The organism is Paenibacillus sp. FSL F4-0122 (assembly GCF_038002845.1).
GTDB classification, from domain to species: Bacteria; Bacillota; Bacilli; order Paenibacillales; family Paenibacillaceae; genus Paenibacillus_AQ; species Paenibacillus_AQ odorifer.
The window spans coordinates 996,003-1,012,086 of record NZ_JBBODI010000001.1 but is presented as its reverse complement, the minus strand read 5'-3'; the positions used below and the strand labels follow the sequence as shown (position 1 = coordinate 1,012,086).

Sequence of the window (16,084 nt, the reverse complement as noted above, 5' to 3'; positions counted from 1 at the left end):
AGGGATGCTTCAGCAGCCATATGATGGCTTTTGAGGCATCCCTTCTCCGTATCTCAGCCGTCATAAACGGCAGCTGGAAGTCCAAATATACACCGCAGCTGCGTCGGACTCTTAACTCTAAAACCTTCAAGTTGAATTTATATTATTGTGCCGCGCTAGAAGACGAATAAGAAGCAGAGCCTGTTACAGGTTGAGCGACAGCTTTGTATCCATCTGGCAGATAAGTGGCAACAGATGCTTTTGTGATCACCTGCGCGTACATTTTCCCTGGTTCAGGAGCAGTCACGTTAAAGTAAATCACAGCCGTATTGTCTTTACCAAATTCGATTCGCTCAATCACCAGCCCATACCCGGGGTTAGGCAGATTATTAACGGTAAGTGTGGCTTTATTTACGCCTTCACCCGCTTTGGTCAACGTAACCTCTGTTTCGTAGGTGGGAGTAGTGGGACTGCCATTAGATACAATTACACGTTTAGCAAAAGCGGCTGCATCATAGATGAGAGCGGCTGCTTCAGAGCGGGTAATAGCATCATTTGGCCGGAAATTACCGTTCTTATCGAGTGTGGCAATATGTGTATTCAGCAGGATCTGGAGACTATTTATAACCTCCGTAGAGAGTTTATCGCCATCCTTAATGTCTACATACATCAGCGTAACAGGGAAGTTACCTTTACTTTGCAGCGCTTGCGTCAATAAGTGAGCGAACTGAGCACGGGTGATGGTTCCGTTAGGATCCACTGTCCGGTCGAGTGAAAGACCATTTTGCTTGGCAGTCAGGAAAGCCGAAGCATACCAGGCTTTGTCGTTTACTTTATCGAAATAATCACTGGCTTTGGAAGAATTACTACCTACCGCTGGTTGCGGAGTCAGATTCAGACCCCCAACGATGAATTGTATCCCTTGCGCAAAGCTTACCTTAGATTTAGGGGCAAACTTATCTTTGTCTACTCCGTTTATAATCCCCTCTTTATGCAAAGAGTTGATTTTTGCTTCCGCAGGATCACCTTTCAAATCTGAAAAAGCAAAAGCGGATGCCCCAAAAGACACACTCGCTGCCAAAATGCCGCAGGCTATAGTCATTTTTTTAGCGTTATTTATGAATAATGGTTTTTTCATTTGCGTCACCTCCATACTCTTAGATGGTAGATTAGACCAAAATGTTGCATAGATTTTAAAATATTATAACGATTCGAGTAAAAACTTACCCGCGCAGGAGTGACTCGGCACCATCTACATAAATCTCAGTTCCCGTAACATGAAAAGATTCATCCGATGCGAGAAATAATACCAGATTGGCAACCTGCTCAGGCTTACCCGGTGCATTTTCCAGCGGATGATTACCTTCCGGAAATTCCACAGGAATCTTCACTTTTTGAAGATCATCGCTTTTATACGTATTATCTCCAATTTGTGTATCGATTGATCCAGGACAGATTGCATTTACACGGATGCCGTATTGCGCCAGCTCTAGTGCAGCCATTTTCATAAAAGCAACTTGTCCTGCCTTGGAAGATGAGTAAGCGGAAGCGCCAATGTTCGAGAATACTCGGTTGCCGTTAATGGAGCTGGTGATAATGATGCTGCCGCCATTTTCTTTCATATGGGGGATGGCATATTTTACTGTGGCAAAGGTGCTGCGTAGGTTGGTATCCAGTGTCTGGTCCCAATCTTCGATTTCTAGTGTTTCGATTGGAGACCATGTACCATTAATGCCAGCATTGGCAAAAACAATATCAATCTTCTCGGCCGCCTCCCCAACCTTACGAATACTTTCTTCGACCAGACCTGGATTGGAGACATCGCATTCAATTACTGTTGCTGTACCGCCAATAGATTCAATCTCACGTTTAGTTTCATAGGAATCCTCGGGAGTGCGGTCAAGCATATATACCTTAGCTCCGTGTTGGGCAAACCTTATGGCTGTAGCTTTTCCAATACCGGAACCAGCACCTGTAACCACTGCAACTTTATCCTGCAAACGTTTATCTGTCATGATGAATTTCCTCCTCGGCGTTAGATTTCTTATTAGTAATTACATACCCGGCATAGCTGAATCTAACCAATTGAACTGGAGGGTGGAACAACGTGGGTGGATATATTACTATGGAATATAAGGATGTAAATAATATAAATTCAGATAAATCTAGCTCATGATAGGGGAACTATAGATGATTCAGCAGCAGGGAGCAGAACGGATTAATGTGGGGATATTTGCCCATGTGGACGCCGGGAAGACGACAACAACGGAGCATATTTTGTATGAAAGCGGTCGCATTCGCGCGCTTGGCAGCGTAGACACTGGGACGGCATTGACGGATTCAATGGATGTGGAGCGGCAGCGGGGGATATCCGTACGGGCGGCATTGGCTTCTTTTGCTTGGAAAGGTGTGCATATTAATCTGGTCGATACCCCGGGGCACGTCGATTTTCTGTCCGAAGTTGAGCGGTCTTTGCGGGTGATGGATTGTGCGGTGCTTATTCTTTCAGCCGTGGAGGGTGTGCAGGCCCAAAGTGAGATGATCTGGAACGCGCTGCGGAAGCTGGGAATCCCCACGCTTATTTTTGTGAACAAAATGGATCGCGTAGGCGCTAACCCTGAAGCTGTGCTGGCAGAAGCGCGAAATTATTTGTCTAGTGATATCATTCCAGTTCAGCAACCCATCGGCAAAGAGAAGGGGTACATAGGAGCAAGAGATTTATGGGAGAACGAAGCTGATGCTAGCGCACGAACAGAATTATTAGAGGCGTTAGCGGAACGGGACGAAGAGCTGTTGGAGAAGTATATGTCAGGTAGCACTATTGATTTGGCTGAATGGAAAAAATATATGAAAACAGCCTCCTCATCAGGCCGCTTTTTTCCGATGGTTTATGGCGTCGCCGCCAAGGGGCTTGGGATTACTGCCTTGCTGGATGCGATGGTTGAGTATTTTCCGCGCGCTGGTGGGAATGTGGAGGGGGCGGTGTCAGGCATCGTATACAATATTCAGCGTGATAAAAGTATGGGACGGATGGCGTTTGTCCGCCTTTATGAAGGGACGATCCGTAACCGCGATACGCTGATGAATTATACGCAGGATATTCAGGGGAAAGTGACCCAGATCCGCAAGGTCGAAGGTGGTCGGACCGAGGATGTCGGAGCGCTTGAAGCCGGAGATATTGCTGTTATCTATGGCCTTTCAGGGGTGCGCATCGGAGATGTGCTCGGCCATCCGGGGGCCATTCCGGAGGAGGCGAAGCTGGCTGTGCCGCTGCTAACGGTGCGTGTATTCTGGGAACCAGATGTGGATGACCATAAGGTTATCGGAGCGCTGCAGGAACTGGCGGATGAAGATCCGCTTTTGGATGCGCAGTGGCTGCAGGATGAGCGGGAGCTGCATATCAAAGTAATGGGACCGATTCAGCTGGAGATTCTGAACAGTGTTCTGGAGGAGCGATATGCGCTGAAGGTTACTTTCGGTCAGCCTTCTGTCATATATAAAGAAACGCCAGCCCGTGCCGGGGAAGGTTTTATCGCTTACACGATGCCGAAACCGTGCTGGGCGATTCTACGCTTTCAGATTGAGCCGGGATCTCCGGGCAGTGGTTTAGTCTACGATTCGGTAGTGCGGAGTTCCGACCTGCTGCCGCAATACCAGAGCGAAACCGCACGCCGAGTACCAGAAGCCTTACAACAGGGTTTGTATGGCTGGGAGGTTACCGATCTTAAAGTGACCTTGATCGAGGGACAACATCATGTGTGGCATACCCATCCGCTGGATTTTGCGGTGGCGACTCCGATGGGAATTATGGACGGACTCGCTCGGGTAGGCACTAAACTCCTAGAGCCGATTCTGCAGGTTCGCATCGTGGTTCCTGAGGAGAATGGCGGACGGGTGATGAACGACCTCGTTCAGATGCGCGGCACGTTCGAGCCTCCCGTGCTGCAAGGCGAGCGGATGATCATCGAAGGACGTCTGCCGCTGGCAACATCGCTCGATTATCCCGTCAGCTTAAGCTCCTACACGAAGGGGCGCAGCACGTTTACTTCTTTTTTTGCCGGCTATGAAGAATGTCCACCAGACGTATCTGCTGAGCGCACCCGCCGGGGCGTGAACCCACTTGATCAGGCGAAATATATATTAAGCGTGCGAAAGGCACTGCAAGGTTAAATTGAGGTAGAGTACTAAATGGGCTGAGGGGGAATAAAAAACTAGAGAGTGTGCGAGGATGTTGGTACTAAGATATACTCAGAAAACTATTAGAAGATATGAAAGTAGCTCCAGTAGAAGTAGAAGTAGAAGTAGAAGTAGAAGTAGAAGTAGAAGTAGAAGTAGAAGTAGAAGACATCTCCTCGTTTTTAGTTGGCATGTGAATATTATACAGCTCAGAAAAACATATCAATTCGGTAGCCAAAAGTGATTTCAATAGTTTGTTTGAGAGGAATAAGTGGTTGAACACTAGTCAATGTTGGACTAGCTGAAGCTTTTATCGGAAATCTAAGGGGGAATTAAATTGATGATTAGAGAAGCAACAGCTAGTGATATAGACGGGATCGCTTTTGTCCACGCTGCGAGTTGGAAAACCACATACAGAGGGCTAATATCAGATGAGTTTCTCGATAAAATTACAGTGGAAGCAAGAAGGAAGCTCTGGATTCGGAATTTTGAAAACCCCAATAAAGACGAGGTTATGTATGTGGCTGAAGATGGGGCTGGGAAGATTATTGGTTTTGCAAATGGTGGAGCGCGAAGAGGGCCAGACCTCTATGATTCGGAGCTGTATGCACTCTATTTGCTTAAGGAACAACAAGGAAAAGGTCTTGGAAGGCAACTCATAAGAAGCGTAGCACAGAATTTATTGGAGAAAAATTATAGCTCGTTCATGACTTGGGTGGTAACAGGAAATCCCGCGATTCATTTCTACCACAAAGTGGGTGGGCAATCTGTTGCGACAAAAGAAGTGAAGATTGGGAATGAGGTTGTCGAAGAGATCATGATCGGGTGGAGGGATATTGGTGTTGTTGGGGGTTAAGAGCCAAGGGGAGCGATGTACAGAAGCTTTTAACTGTATTTTGTACAACTATAATCCTGCGAATAACCCGTCAAAGGATATAACTGTATTTCGTACACCTATTTTCGTGATTTATTACTCTATGGGCACATTTTCTAGTTTTTAAGTGTACAGAATACAATTAAAGTCTTGATGATCCCATTTGGATGCGGAATAAGTGTATGAAATGCAGCTATTTCATGAGTTCATAAAGCTCCGTGCACAAAACTATCTAGAGAAGGCCAGGTTTTTTTCACTAAAAAATAGGATGAGTTAAAGGTTGTGAGAAAGTGAGTGATAAACAAGCACGGCTATTTCGTATGGAGCAACTGAAAAAAAGAGTGAAAATAGAAAACCCACTAGGTTCCCTTTACAGTGAGTGTATCGAAGCTTTAGGTCCCAACACAAGAATATATAGTTTAGAAAAGTCGTCCGAGATTGTAGCTATGATGGAGAGTATAGTTAATTTCACACAGTGGGCGCGGATTGAATGGGAATCTATTGATCAAAAGAAATCCTTTAAGACACCGGAAGAACTGAAAGACATAGAGTCTATTTTATTGCGTGATAACTATTTTATTGTGTGGAATGAGTTCAATCTTCCGGTAGTGGAGACTAATTTAAAAAATATTATAAACAATTTCAATGATGTTATTGCTGTTGGATTTGATACATGGATTGTAAATTTGGATAAAGGAATTATTATTGAAAGTCATCACGAGGGGGATTTAACAGTGGGTTGGATCTCGCCTCCTCCATTACCAGCTTAACCATAGGCTCTAATGGATGCACAGAGAGTAAAAAATGTACGTAATTCACACTGCGCTAATAACCTCAAGTTTATCCTTCATACACATAACAAGCTTATATTAAGTATAAGAGTCTTAATATGATCTATTAGCCTATAGACTTTATTCCCACTCAGACTCAGCCTTCTTCCGCGCCCGGAAACGCCGCACCTTCATAAGGTTGCCACAGGCTTTGTCATCGCAGTACCGCTTGGAGCGGTTGCGTGTATCATCGTAATAGACCCAGAGGCAATCGGGATTCTCGCAGATACGGAATCTTGTGGGTTCTTTTTCAAGTAATGCCTCGGTAAAAGACGCTGCAATCTCCGCCATTACCTGCTCCCAGCCACTATGGAGTGGCAATAGCTTTATTTCCGCTTGCTCGTCGCTTTTCCACACAATTCGCCGTATAACAGGACCCTTGTCCATATAGACATTGAGCTGTTCCAGTATTTCTCCATACACCGAGTTTCCTTGCACAATGGCCTGTACCCAGTTCCATAGTAGTGAGCGAAGCTTTTTAAGCTGCGCCATTTCTATCGTGTTCGGCATCTGTGTTTCTAATAGAGCATACTCCTTCAGCCATTTAAAAACCCACTCTTCTTCATCGAGTCTGTCCCGGTCTTTATTCTTATCTCCTGTTCGCCAATCCCGCCAGTAACTGTTAATGAAATCCTCCCACAACACGGTCTGTTCATCCTTTCCGATTCAACGCTCATTACAAATCATTGTAACAGTTAAAAATAAGTTTAGCTAGTTACTTGAATACAATCTGGAAATATGCTACATTTCTTTTGTAACCACTATATTATGGTTTAAGTCGTTACATATTAGTTCGCTTTGAAGTAGTTCTTTTTGAAGCTACACCATGAAGTTTATGTTTACACAAATTTTTAGGAGGTTGAACATGCAAAATAAAATCAGTGAGGTCTTGCTCCAAAATTGGGATTATTGCATGGATATCGAGGATTGGGCTCCGCCGCTTAGCGATGCGCTGGAAGGTGTGGATAGCAAACAGGCTCTCTGGAAGCCAGAGGGTGGGGCGGCCAATTCTATCTGGGAAACGGTTAACCATCTAACTTATTATAAGGTGCGTTTGCTGCGAAAGCTAAAAGGGTTACCCAAACAACCCGATGCTGAAAGCAACGATGATACCTTTACTGTAACAGCTGAAGGAGAAGAAGCATGGGCGAAAGCCGTTGCAGACCTGAAAGACGTGCATGCTGCTCTTAGAGAAATCATTGAAGCGTTGGAAGAAGGCGCGTATGATTGGGGCGGTTCGGGTCATGCGCCAGGGGAAGAGGTAATGAGCCTTATCCTACACGATTCGTACCATACTGGACAAATTATTATGCTGCGTAAATTGCAGGGTTCGTGGGTGTCCAACCGTAGTTTTAATTAGAACCTCCATATTTAAAAATACAAGCCGTACACTGCTATTCCGGTATACCCGGGTCAGCGGAGGTACGGCTTTTTTTTGTGCAACTCTGGGAGGCACGAGTATATATTCTATATTGTTTTTTTTGGTTGATTTGGATAAATTAAAACGCGATATGGATATGGGCTCAGAAACTAATCACTGATATCATATAATCCAAAGGCTGAATTAACAAATAACTAGAGCTGTGGATGATTCCTGAAGATTCAAGGGTCATCTTTTTTGATGAGGAATCAAGTCTATCTGGCGGAGGGGAGTGTAAAGATTGACGAGGTTTGGACAGTTAAACACATTGCGTAATCAAATTTTCCTGGGTTTTATGTTTGTCATGGTGATCGTACTCGCCACGGTTGGTTTTTTTATGTACGGTCAAGTTTCGGTTCTATTACGCAATAGTGCGGAGAAGCATATTGAACAGACTGCAGTTCAGGCAACGGGCAAATTGGATGTACTGATCCGGCAGATTAACACGTTGACGGCGCAAGTGGCAACCAACGCCTCCATTCAGCGATTACTCGCTCAAGAGGCCGAAGGAAAGCCGATCAGCTTCGCCGAACGTCAAACCATCCAGCAGGAAGTACGTAAATATGAGGCGTATGCGACAGGGATTCGTTCCATTGAGCTGTATGCAGGTGATTATCAGAAATTACTTTCTGTTGATGACGCCAGCCTGAACAATCGAGTATCAGAAGAATGGATCAGCCGGGTGGACGAGGGCAAAGGACGTCTCGTATGGTTTGGACTTGACCCGCGGAATTCGGATATCGTCATCGCGATTCGTAATATTAGACTGATTGATCATTCATTCACGAAAGCTGGCTATATTATGGTTCAAATTGAGAAAAGTTACTTCCAGCTTACGGATGAGGTGGACAGCTCACAGGCGGAAACGCGTGAATTAATGAGATTATTTGATGAAGCGGGACGGCAAATTTCTTCCGATTTTTCCGTAAATGTCAATGCGAATAAGATACTGGATCATGGAGGAGAAAAGGTTGAGGTTGGCGGTGAAGACTACATTGTGATTCAGAAGCAGTCCAAGGCAACAGGTTGGAGGCTAGTAATCCTCACTCCAGTTGACTATACGACAGAGGGGATATCTGTCCTTCGTACAGCGATCATCGTATCCGGTGTTGTTGGCAGTTTATTGTTTCTCATTTTTACTTTTATTTTATCCACGATGATTACACGTCCTATACTGAATTTGATAAAAGTGATGCGCGGTTCACGATTTGGAACCTTGAAACCGATTTCAGTCACTTCTACAACTATGGAGATCAATGAGCTCAATAATACTTACAACCAGATGGTTCACTCTCTGAATGAACTAATTGAAGTCGTCTATCAGAAGGAGATCGTCCAGAGTCGCACAGAATTAAAGGCACTTCAGGCTCAAATCAATCCGCATTTCTTATTTAACACATTAGAAGCATTCTATTGGGCCCTCGATGAAAAGGGTGAGGAGGAATTAGCTCAAATTGTGGTTGATATGTCGGGGCTTTTTCGTTATGTCATTAATCGAACTGATGATGATGAATGGGTGACTATCGGCGATGAGCTCGACCATGCCGAAAGATATTTGAAGATTATGGAGATGCGTATGCTCGACAGGTTATCCTGGCGGATTGAGTCAGATGAAGCTTGCCGAAGTGTTCCGCTACCGAAGCTGTTAATCCAGCCTCTTGTCGAAAATGCGATTCTTCATGGCGTAGAGCAAAGGGTTGGACCGGGGACAGTCATGCTAATTGTCAGACCCTCAAGTCGTCCGGGATATACATTGGTTACGGTAACTGACAATGGTCCAGGGATGGATGCAGCAAAGATATCGTCTATCTATCACACTATGGAAAAGGGGAGCATGAGGTCTTCCAAAGGGACTGGGATTGGTATTGCTAATATAGAGCGGAGACTGAAACTCAGTTACGTAGACAATACGGACGGGCTTGAAATACGAAGTGAAGAAGGTTATGGAACTAGCATTTCTTTTGAAATACCGAATGAACCTGGAGAGGGGAAAAACACGTGAAAACTATACTTATCGTAGATGATGAACCTAGAACAAGAGAAGGGGTTCGTAAAACATTAGAAGCCTGGTCATCCGGTCAATATCGCATCGAAACCGCAGCAAGCGGTGTTGAAGCACTGGCATGGCTGCAAAATAACGAAGTTAATCTGCTTATTACCGATGTGCGCATGCCTGAGATTGGAGGGCTAGAATTAGTTGAAAAGCTGAACGAAATGCCTCATCCTCCAGTGGTTATTGTGATCTCCGGCCATCCTGAATTTGACTATGCACAGAAAGCCTTGCAGTTTGGTGTGGTTGAATATTTACTGAAGCCACTCGACAAAACGAAGCTGGTCCGAGCAGTGGAACTGGCACTGAAACGCAAGGATGATATTTATCGAATCGAACGAATGGAGAAGCTGATCGATCCCAAGCTTATGGAAACGGTACAGCAGGAGAAAGTGTATAGCACTCAAGTGCGTGAGGCGCTCCAATACTTAGACGAACATCTTCACGAATCGATATCCATGCGTGATATAGCGGATCAATTACACATGAATGCCAGCTATTTCAGCGTCCTTTTCAAAGAGCAGACGGGACTGACTTACAGTGAATATGTAACGAGAAGGAGAATACAACGAGCCAAAGAACTACTGGTGAGCACACGGCTGTCCATTGCTGAAATCGCGGAACAAGTAGGCTATCAGACGGCCAAATATTTTGTGAAGGTATTTCGTGCACTCGAAAATGTTAGTCCAGGGCAATACCGGCAGAATGTCATGACCACGGAGGAAAGAATCCAATAATAGTGGTATTAGTCCCAATCCTTATGACCTTACGACAGCATGGGATCCAAGCTACAATTTAGTTAAGCGGTTACATGGCCGCTAGACAACAATAGAAAAGGGGTTGTAAGCGTGCGCAATAAAAAATGGACAATATTGTTCTTAACGATGTGCCTCGTTCTTGTCACAGCTGGTTGTGGTCAAAAAGATAACAATGCAGGTGAATCTAAAGGTAGTGCAAATGGGGGAAGCGATAAAGTCACCGTTAACTTCATGCATTTATGGCCAGAAGGTGTTTCTGCCGGACAAAATAAAATTGTTAATCAAATCATTAAAGAATATCAAACAGAGCATCCCAATGTTGTGATCAAGCAAGAGGTTCTGGACAACGAGCAATACAAAAATAAGCTGAAGGTATTGTCTGCTTCTAACGAATTGCCAGACGTTGGGGTAACTTGGGCCGCTGGCTTTTTGCAGCCTTACGTTGAAGGAAATCTCTTCGCTCCTGTAGATGACTTGTTGAATGGTGAATTAAAAGACAAGTTCGTCGCAGGAACTACAGAAGCTTATGCTATTAACGATAAAACGTATGCGCTTCCACTTGAGTTTAACATCGCACCTATCTACTACAATAAAGCTATTTTTGAAAAATATAATCTTGAGGTCCCACAAACCTACGATCAGTTTAAGCAAGTTGTAAAAACACTATCTGAAGGGGGCATTGCACCGATTGCTCTCGGCAATAAGGATCGCTGGACAGGATCGCTTTGGTATATGTATCTGGCTGATCGGATCGCAGGCCAACAGGCACTTGCAGGTGCGATCAGTGGATCAGGCTCATTTATGGATGAAGGATTAGTAAAGGCGGCTTCTGAGGTTCAATCACTTGTTGACAGCAATGCATTTGTTAAGGGTTTCAACGGTTTATCAAATGAAGAGGCAAAATCAGAGTTCGTAAATGGCAAGGCAGCAATGTACATGATGGGATCTTGGGATCTGCCAAATTTCACAACCAATGAAGAAATTCCACTGGAATTCCGTAATAGTGTTGGTTTCTTCAAATTCCCGACAGTTGAAGGCGGGAAGGGCGACATTAATAGCTGGGTAGGTGGACCAGGCGTAGGATTATTTGTTGCTGAGAACTCTGAGGTAAAAGAAGAAGCAAAATTATTCGTCGAGTATTTCGTATCCAAATGGGGAGAGCAATCCGTAACTGGAGCAGGCGTTATTCCAGCTACGAAGGTGGACACCGCCACACTGGACCTACCACAGCTCTACATCGATTTGTTTAACGAAATGAACAAAGCTAGCAGCATCACTTTATTCGCAGATGTTCAAATGCGTGCCAATGCAGCAGAAACGCATCTGAATATGATCCAGGCTCTTTTTGGCAAAGCGGTGACGCCAGAGAAGTATTCCGAGGAGCATGACGCAGCCATCTCCAAAGGCAACTAAAGCTTCGACAACTAGGTGAAGGGGACAATTAGCTTATCCGGCAGCGTGATGCCGGATAAGCCTTTCCTCAAACGGTTTATGAAGGAAAGGAGTCGGACACTTTGGATAAAGTGATGTCTAACAAAAAAATAATCGCGTTATACGTATTTCCCGCCTTGCTTCTCATTCTGGCTATTGTATATATTCCGATTGTTCTAACGGGTTATTACGGACTGAATAAATGGAATGGTATAGGCGCTCTGACTTTTATCGGATTTGATAACTATAAAGCTTTGCTAACAGACCAAACCTTCTGGAATAGTGCTTGGCATTCTCTGCAGTTAGCGTTGTTTTCTACCCTAAGTCTCATTATTTATTTGGCAATTGCTATGGTATTAGCCGCCCGGATCAAGGGAGCTAACTTGTTTCGCAAAATATATCTGATTCCGATGCTGCTATCGTCCGTTGCGATTGCGCAGCTTTGGCTAAGAATTTATCATCCGACGAACGGAATTGTGAACAGCTTATTAGTATCCATTGGTTTTGCTAATCCTCCTGCATGGCTTGCAGAGCCTACATTAGTTTTGTTTGCTTTATTTATTCCCATTCTGTGGCAATATGCTGGTTTCTATATTCTGATCTATTACGCAGCACTCAAGAATATCCCGACCTCTCTGGAAGAGGCAGCAAAGATTGACGGAGCCTCTGCCTTACAAATCGCTTGGAAAATTAAGCTTCCACTCGCAATGGAAGTCATCAAAGTTACGATTGTTCTAGCCGTTGTAGGTTCTCTGAAGTATTTTGACTTAATCTTTGTTATGACGGATGGAGGTCCTAATGGCTCTAGTGAAGTGATGGCGTCTTATATGTATCATCAGGCTTTTCGGGCTTATGATTTCGGCTACGGGAGTGCAATTGGATTCTTCCTGCTCGTCATCTGTCTCGTCATTACTTGGGTCATTCGCAAATTAACTGCTACGAAAGATTCGATCCAATACTCATAAGGAGGGGCGCTTCATGATGTCTGGAACTGCAGGAAGGCTAGAAATCGGGCCAAAGACAGGCGGCGCAGGTGCGGAGATCACACGTAAATTCGGCTACTCATTGCTATATATCGTGTTGATTGCCGTTGCTGCTCTGCAATTGTTTCCGCTTGTATGGCTGCTGTTTTTCTCATTAAAAAATAATCAGGAAGTGTTCAACCTTCCTGCTCTATCGTTGCCGATGAATCCTCACTGGGAGAATTACGCGAAGGTCTGGAATGTAGGGAACATCAACGTGTATTTCTTCAACAGCGTATGGATTACCATCGTGGCTACGGTGTTAACGGTTATCTTCGGGAGCTTGGTTACGTATGCAGTTACCAGGATGAAATGGAAGGGAAGCTCGTTCGTACTGGGTTTGTTTATGGTAGCGATGATGATTCCTGTTCACTCCACGCTTATTCCGTTATTTAGTATATTCAATAAGATTGGCTTAACGGATCACCCTTTGTCACTTATTTTGTCTTATGTCGCTTTTAACATGCCGATAACGATTATGATTTTGCTGGGTTTCTATTACGCACTGCCACGCGAAGTGGAAGAGGCCGCGGTTATTGATGGTTGTTCCGTGAACAGAATGTTTTTTAGAATTATACTTCCTATGACAAGCTCGGTGATCGCGACTACAGCCATTATTAATATGATCTATAACTGGAACGAATTTATTTTTGTAAACACATTTATTAGTTCTGATTCTTACAAGACGCTGACCGTGGGGGTGCAAAACTTCATTGGTCAATATACAACGGATTGGGGTGCGATCGGGGCAACGCTTATGATCAGTATTTTGCCTATCCTGATTACATTCCTGTTCCTCAGTAACCGTATCGTTGAGGGAATTGCGGCGGGTTCGGTTAAAGGGTAAGTAGAAAGAAGACCTGAATTTCTCAGCTCGAAAAGCTGAAGAGAATTCCGGTCTTTTTTTTTAATCCAATCTAGAATTTTGATTCAATCCTGAAAGCCTCGGGTTAATGGAGGCTATCAAAGATGAACATTCGAAAGGAGAGATTGCTGATGGAACCGGGCTATAAGGATAGAAGTGTTGAAGTGGAGCATAGGGAGGTACAACGGAAATCGGATTCCAGCGTTGTCGCATCTACCTTTATTAAATATGCTGCTTACATTATAATATTTTTTGGTTTTCTGTTCTTTTTGGTTAAATATGTATTTCCTAAGTTTTAATAAGAATTGATTCTTAAGGCGGAGTTTTATTGTTTCTCTGCGATGATCTTTTTTATTACTGCTATAGTTTCTGGTGCAGCATTCTCCAGCATAAACTCAATTGCAGCGAACTGCCGCATAACGTACCTGTGCTCAAGCTTCTCTAAAGGGTTGAAAAAGTCTTTCGGATAATCGATAATCTTCAGATCCCGCTCCGTGACCTGTCCTATGTATTCAAAGTTGTATTCGAATGTACCTTCTGAAATATATAAATCGACGACTTCTTCAATTCGCTTGCGATCAATATGATCCACGACAGTTAGATAATTAGGTGCACTCCAGTAGGCCCCATTTAGACAAGCACCACTTTGGATGTAGTCTTGTCGGATCGCTTCGATGTTCTTGAAGGTGTAGAAATCCGATGCCCAGCGGGAGCGGTCAGGGAATGTGACTATGACATAGAGATTATAATTGTCTTCTTCCTCAGTCCCACTTTCCGGAGACAGCTGTATATGTCTTGTTCTACTGATCATGATTATAAGTCCCCTTTCTTAACAAAAACGGATACCGTCTTCTTAAAAGACGATATCCGCTGCTTTAAAGATGTCCTAGATCTTAATCATCCGAGGCTATAACTTCATCTCATTACTCGATTCCGCAGAATTACGATAAAAGAACCAGCACTCATTCAGCAGCCTGATCTGACGGCGGTCTTTTTTGTAATAGGCTTTCATTAGCTGATGGCAGAGCCACTGTGGCAAGCGAATCCCTCCTCTAACAACTTACGTAAGTTAGAATATGGAGAAATAAGCCTAAAGGTGCGGATTACAGTAGGCTTTCTGCTTCCTCTTCGTACCACTGCTCCAATTGAGCCTGTAGCGCTCGGATCTCAGTAAGCAGGGAGATCAGTGGGTAGTTCTTCTGCTCTTGAACAGAGGCGAAGGCCTGTTCCAATCTATTGATATAATCCAGACCGGACTCCAGGGAGTAATCCTCACGTAACAGATCCAGCGAGTCACATTCGGCGATGGCTAAGGGCAGATCCGGAACATTATCGGCTGTCAGCTTATCGATTTCTTTGTTCAGGCGTAAATTGAGCGCACTTAGTTGGTACGCATATTCCTCAGGCATTTCCACGAATTGTAATTCTTGATTTTGCTGCAAAATTACATACCGCATTTTCGGCATTGTTCATTCTCCCTCCGTACTTGTCTTCCTTCTTGACAGTTTAGCCTATGCACAAGTTACAATTCAAGTAGAGATCTTATTTCCCGTGGAAAGGACTTGTGATAGAACGCTATGGAAACTATGAGCAACGAAGAGCTGCAGCTGTGGATTGAGCAGGTATCACGGGACAGCTTTGGCGTGCCGTTTAGACACAAGGCGAGCTTTAACAGCCGGTTGTCCTCAACGGGCGGCCGATATTTTACCAAAAGCCATAATATAGAGATTAATCCCCATCAGCTTGCCATGTTTGGCAGAGAAGAGACGGAGCGGATTATCAAGCATGAGCTCTGCCATTATCATTTGCATTTGGCTAAGCGAGGGTATATGCATCGTGACGCTGATTTCAAAAGCCTGCTGGCGCAAGTCGGCGGAAGCCGCTACTGTCAGACACTGCCGGGTGCAAAAGCTCGGAAGTCGCTGCCCTATCGATATAAGCTTGTATGCAGTGCCTGTGCCATGGAGTATCCGCGTAAGCGAAAAGTAGACCCTAAGCGTTATCGCTGCGGTAAATGTTCGGGCAAGTTGAAGTTATTTATTTTATAACCAAACCTAATAATCCGACAAAAGAAACAGCTTGCTGAGGCGAAATGATGCATCCTTCTAAATCTTTGATATCCACGATCAAGCCACTGAACTCGCAGTCACTAAGATCGATCCCATTAAGCTTTGATCCTGACAATGTGGCTTGATCAATATTACACTCGCTGAAGCTGATTTTTTGGAAACTTGACTGATAGTAGTCGGAACTCATTAATGAACTGCTCTCAAAAGCAACCTGCTTCAGATTAGCGAATCGAAACGTAGCAAAATCCCCGATACAATCTACTACACGAACATTTTGGAATCTGCCTCTTGTAAAGTCTGTGCCAATAAGCTTGCAGTTTCTAAATTCAGTTCGATGAATAATGCCATTCGTAAAATCCACATTAGATAGATCACAGCGATCAAAAATCACGTCCATAAGCTCGATCCCAGTTAGGGAGCACTCCGTAATCGTTACATTTTTAAAAATCACGCGATCAAAGCTGACCTTATTAGCCTCTTGATTATCAATAACCGTATCGCTGATGCTGCAACAGCTGAATTCGTCCTTGGTTTGCAGCGAATATATTTGCTCAGGAAGAAGAGAGTCTGGATCTGCTATTTTTGGCGAATCAATTTTGAAATTCATATG

At 44.2% G+C, this 16,084-nt stretch carries 18 protein-coding genes; 11 read left to right on the top strand and 7 right to left on the bottom strand.

The genetic code is table 11. The annotated features are described in order from the left end of the window. Window positions 1-142: 142 nt before the first annotated feature. Both MHH49_RS04290 and MHH49_RS04285 read right to left on the bottom strand, forming a co-directional pair. Window positions 143-1,117, bottom strand: coding sequence for an S-layer homology domain-containing protein (locus tag MHH49_RS04290; protein WP_051491481.1), 975 nt, complete (start codon window positions 1,115-1,117; stop codon window positions 143-145). Window positions 1,118-1,202: 85 nt separating this feature from the next. After that, on the bottom strand, window positions 1,203-1,994 hold the full coding sequence (locus MHH49_RS04285; protein ID WP_036686790.1) for an SDR family oxidoreductase: 792 nt from the start codon (window positions 1,992-1,994) through the stop codon (window positions 1,203-1,205). A 175-nt stretch (window positions 1,995-2,169) separates the two neighbouring features. On the opposite strand from MHH49_RS04285, the gene MHH49_RS04280 reads away from it, so the two are divergent. The 3 genes from MHH49_RS04280 (at window position 2,170) to MHH49_RS04270 (ending at window position 5,799) form a co-directional block, all read left to right on the top strand. Next, window positions 2,170-4,149, top strand: coding sequence for a translation factor GTPase family protein (locus tag MHH49_RS04280; RefSeq protein ID WP_340950389.1), 1,980 nt, complete (start codon window positions 2,170-2,172; stop codon window positions 4,147-4,149). A gap of 346 nt (window positions 4,150-4,495) precedes the next feature. Beyond that, the gene (locus MHH49_RS04275; protein WP_341137917.1) at window positions 4,496-5,011 is read left to right on the top strand and encodes a GNAT family N-acetyltransferase; all 516 of its coding nucleotides are present in this window, start codon (window positions 4,496-4,498) and stop codon (window positions 5,009-5,011) included. A 308-nt stretch (window positions 5,012-5,319) separates the two neighbouring features. Beyond that, window positions 5,320-5,799 (top strand): CDI toxin immunity protein, encoded by a 480-nt coding sequence (locus MHH49_RS04270; RefSeq protein ID WP_341137916.1) that lies wholly within the window; start codon window positions 5,320-5,322, stop codon window positions 5,797-5,799. 141 nt (window positions 5,800-5,940) lie between these two features. Here the strand turns inward: MHH49_RS04270 and MHH49_RS04265 are convergent, their stop codons facing one another. Continuing rightward, a complete protein-coding gene (locus MHH49_RS04265) occupies window positions 5,941-6,504 on the bottom strand; it encodes a CGNR zinc finger domain-containing protein (RefSeq protein WP_341137915.1) in 564 nt (187 codons plus the stop codon). A 220-nt stretch (window positions 6,505-6,724) separates the two neighbouring features. Here MHH49_RS04265 and MHH49_RS04260 point away from each other — a divergent pair, with 220 nt between their 5' ends. From MHH49_RS04260 to MHH49_RS04230, 7 genes are all read left to right on the top strand, one after another. Next, entirely contained in the window at window positions 6,725-7,219 is a 495-nt protein-coding gene (locus MHH49_RS04260) for a DinB family protein (RefSeq protein ID WP_036686798.1), read from the top strand. Between the two features lie 301 nt (window positions 7,220-7,520). Further along, window positions 7,521-9,281, top strand: coding sequence for a cache domain-containing sensor histidine kinase (locus MHH49_RS04255; protein WP_341137914.1), 1,761 nt, complete (start codon window positions 7,521-7,523; stop codon window positions 9,279-9,281). Continuing rightward, complete coding sequence (locus tag MHH49_RS04250) at window positions 9,278-10,066, top strand: response regulator transcription factor (protein WP_076104666.1); 789 nt, start codon at window positions 9,278-9,280, stop codon at window positions 10,064-10,066. Before MHH49_RS04255 ends, MHH49_RS04250 begins: the two co-directional genes overlap by 4 nt. Before the next feature lie 111 nt (window positions 10,067-10,177). Continuing rightward, complete coding sequence (locus MHH49_RS04245) at window positions 10,178-11,500, top strand: extracellular solute-binding protein (RefSeq protein ID WP_076100035.1); 1,323 nt, start codon at window positions 10,178-10,180, stop codon at window positions 11,498-11,500. A gap of 101 nt (window positions 11,501-11,601) precedes the next feature. Continuing rightward, window positions 11,602-12,483, top strand: coding sequence for a carbohydrate ABC transporter permease (locus tag MHH49_RS04240; protein WP_036686803.1), 882 nt, complete (start codon window positions 11,602-11,604; stop codon window positions 12,481-12,483). A gap of 13 nt (window positions 12,484-12,496) precedes the next feature. Further along, window positions 12,497-13,387, top strand: a complete 891-nt coding sequence (locus MHH49_RS04235; RefSeq protein ID WP_036686804.1) for a carbohydrate ABC transporter permease — start codon at window positions 12,497-12,499, stop codon at window positions 13,385-13,387. A 122-nt stretch (window positions 13,388-13,509) separates the two neighbouring features. Beyond that, window positions 13,510-13,704, top strand: coding sequence for a hypothetical protein (locus MHH49_RS04230; protein WP_036686806.1), 195 nt, complete (start codon window positions 13,510-13,512; stop codon window positions 13,702-13,704). A gap of 26 nt (window positions 13,705-13,730) precedes the next feature. Here the strand turns inward: MHH49_RS04230 and MHH49_RS04225 are convergent, their stop codons facing one another. The 3 genes from MHH49_RS04225 to MHH49_RS04215 form a co-directional block, all read right to left on the bottom strand. Continuing rightward, window positions 13,731-14,216 carry a hypothetical protein gene (locus MHH49_RS04225; RefSeq protein ID WP_076100033.1) on the bottom strand — a complete coding sequence of 162 codons (486 nt, stop codon included), beginning with the start codon at window positions 14,214-14,216 and terminating at the stop codon, window positions 13,731-13,733. Window positions 14,217-14,312: 96 nt separating this feature from the next. Then, entirely contained in the window at window positions 14,313-14,444 is a 132-nt protein-coding gene (gene cmpA / locus MHH49_RS04220; protein ID WP_341137913.1) for a cortex morphogenetic protein CmpA, read from the bottom strand. A 64-nt stretch (window positions 14,445-14,508) separates the two neighbouring features. Then, the gene (locus MHH49_RS04215) at window positions 14,509-14,871 is read right to left on the bottom strand and encodes a hypothetical protein (RefSeq protein WP_036686808.1); all 363 of its coding nucleotides are present in this window, start codon (window positions 14,869-14,871) and stop codon (window positions 14,509-14,511) included. 120 nt (window positions 14,872-14,991) lie between these two features. Here MHH49_RS04215 and MHH49_RS04210 point away from each other — a divergent pair, with 120 nt between their 5' ends. Beyond that, entirely contained in the window at window positions 14,992-15,453 is a 462-nt protein-coding gene (locus MHH49_RS04210) for a SprT family protein (protein WP_080742673.1), read from the top strand. On the opposite strand, the gene MHH49_RS04205 is transcribed toward MHH49_RS04210, so the two are convergent. Then, on the bottom strand, window positions 15,443-16,081 hold the full coding sequence (locus tag MHH49_RS04205; protein ID WP_339811757.1) for a pentapeptide repeat-containing protein: 639 nt from the start codon (window positions 16,079-16,081) through the stop codon (window positions 15,443-15,445). The genes MHH49_RS04210 and MHH49_RS04205 overlap by 11 nt on opposite strands. Window positions 16,082-16,084: the final 3 nt, after the last annotated feature.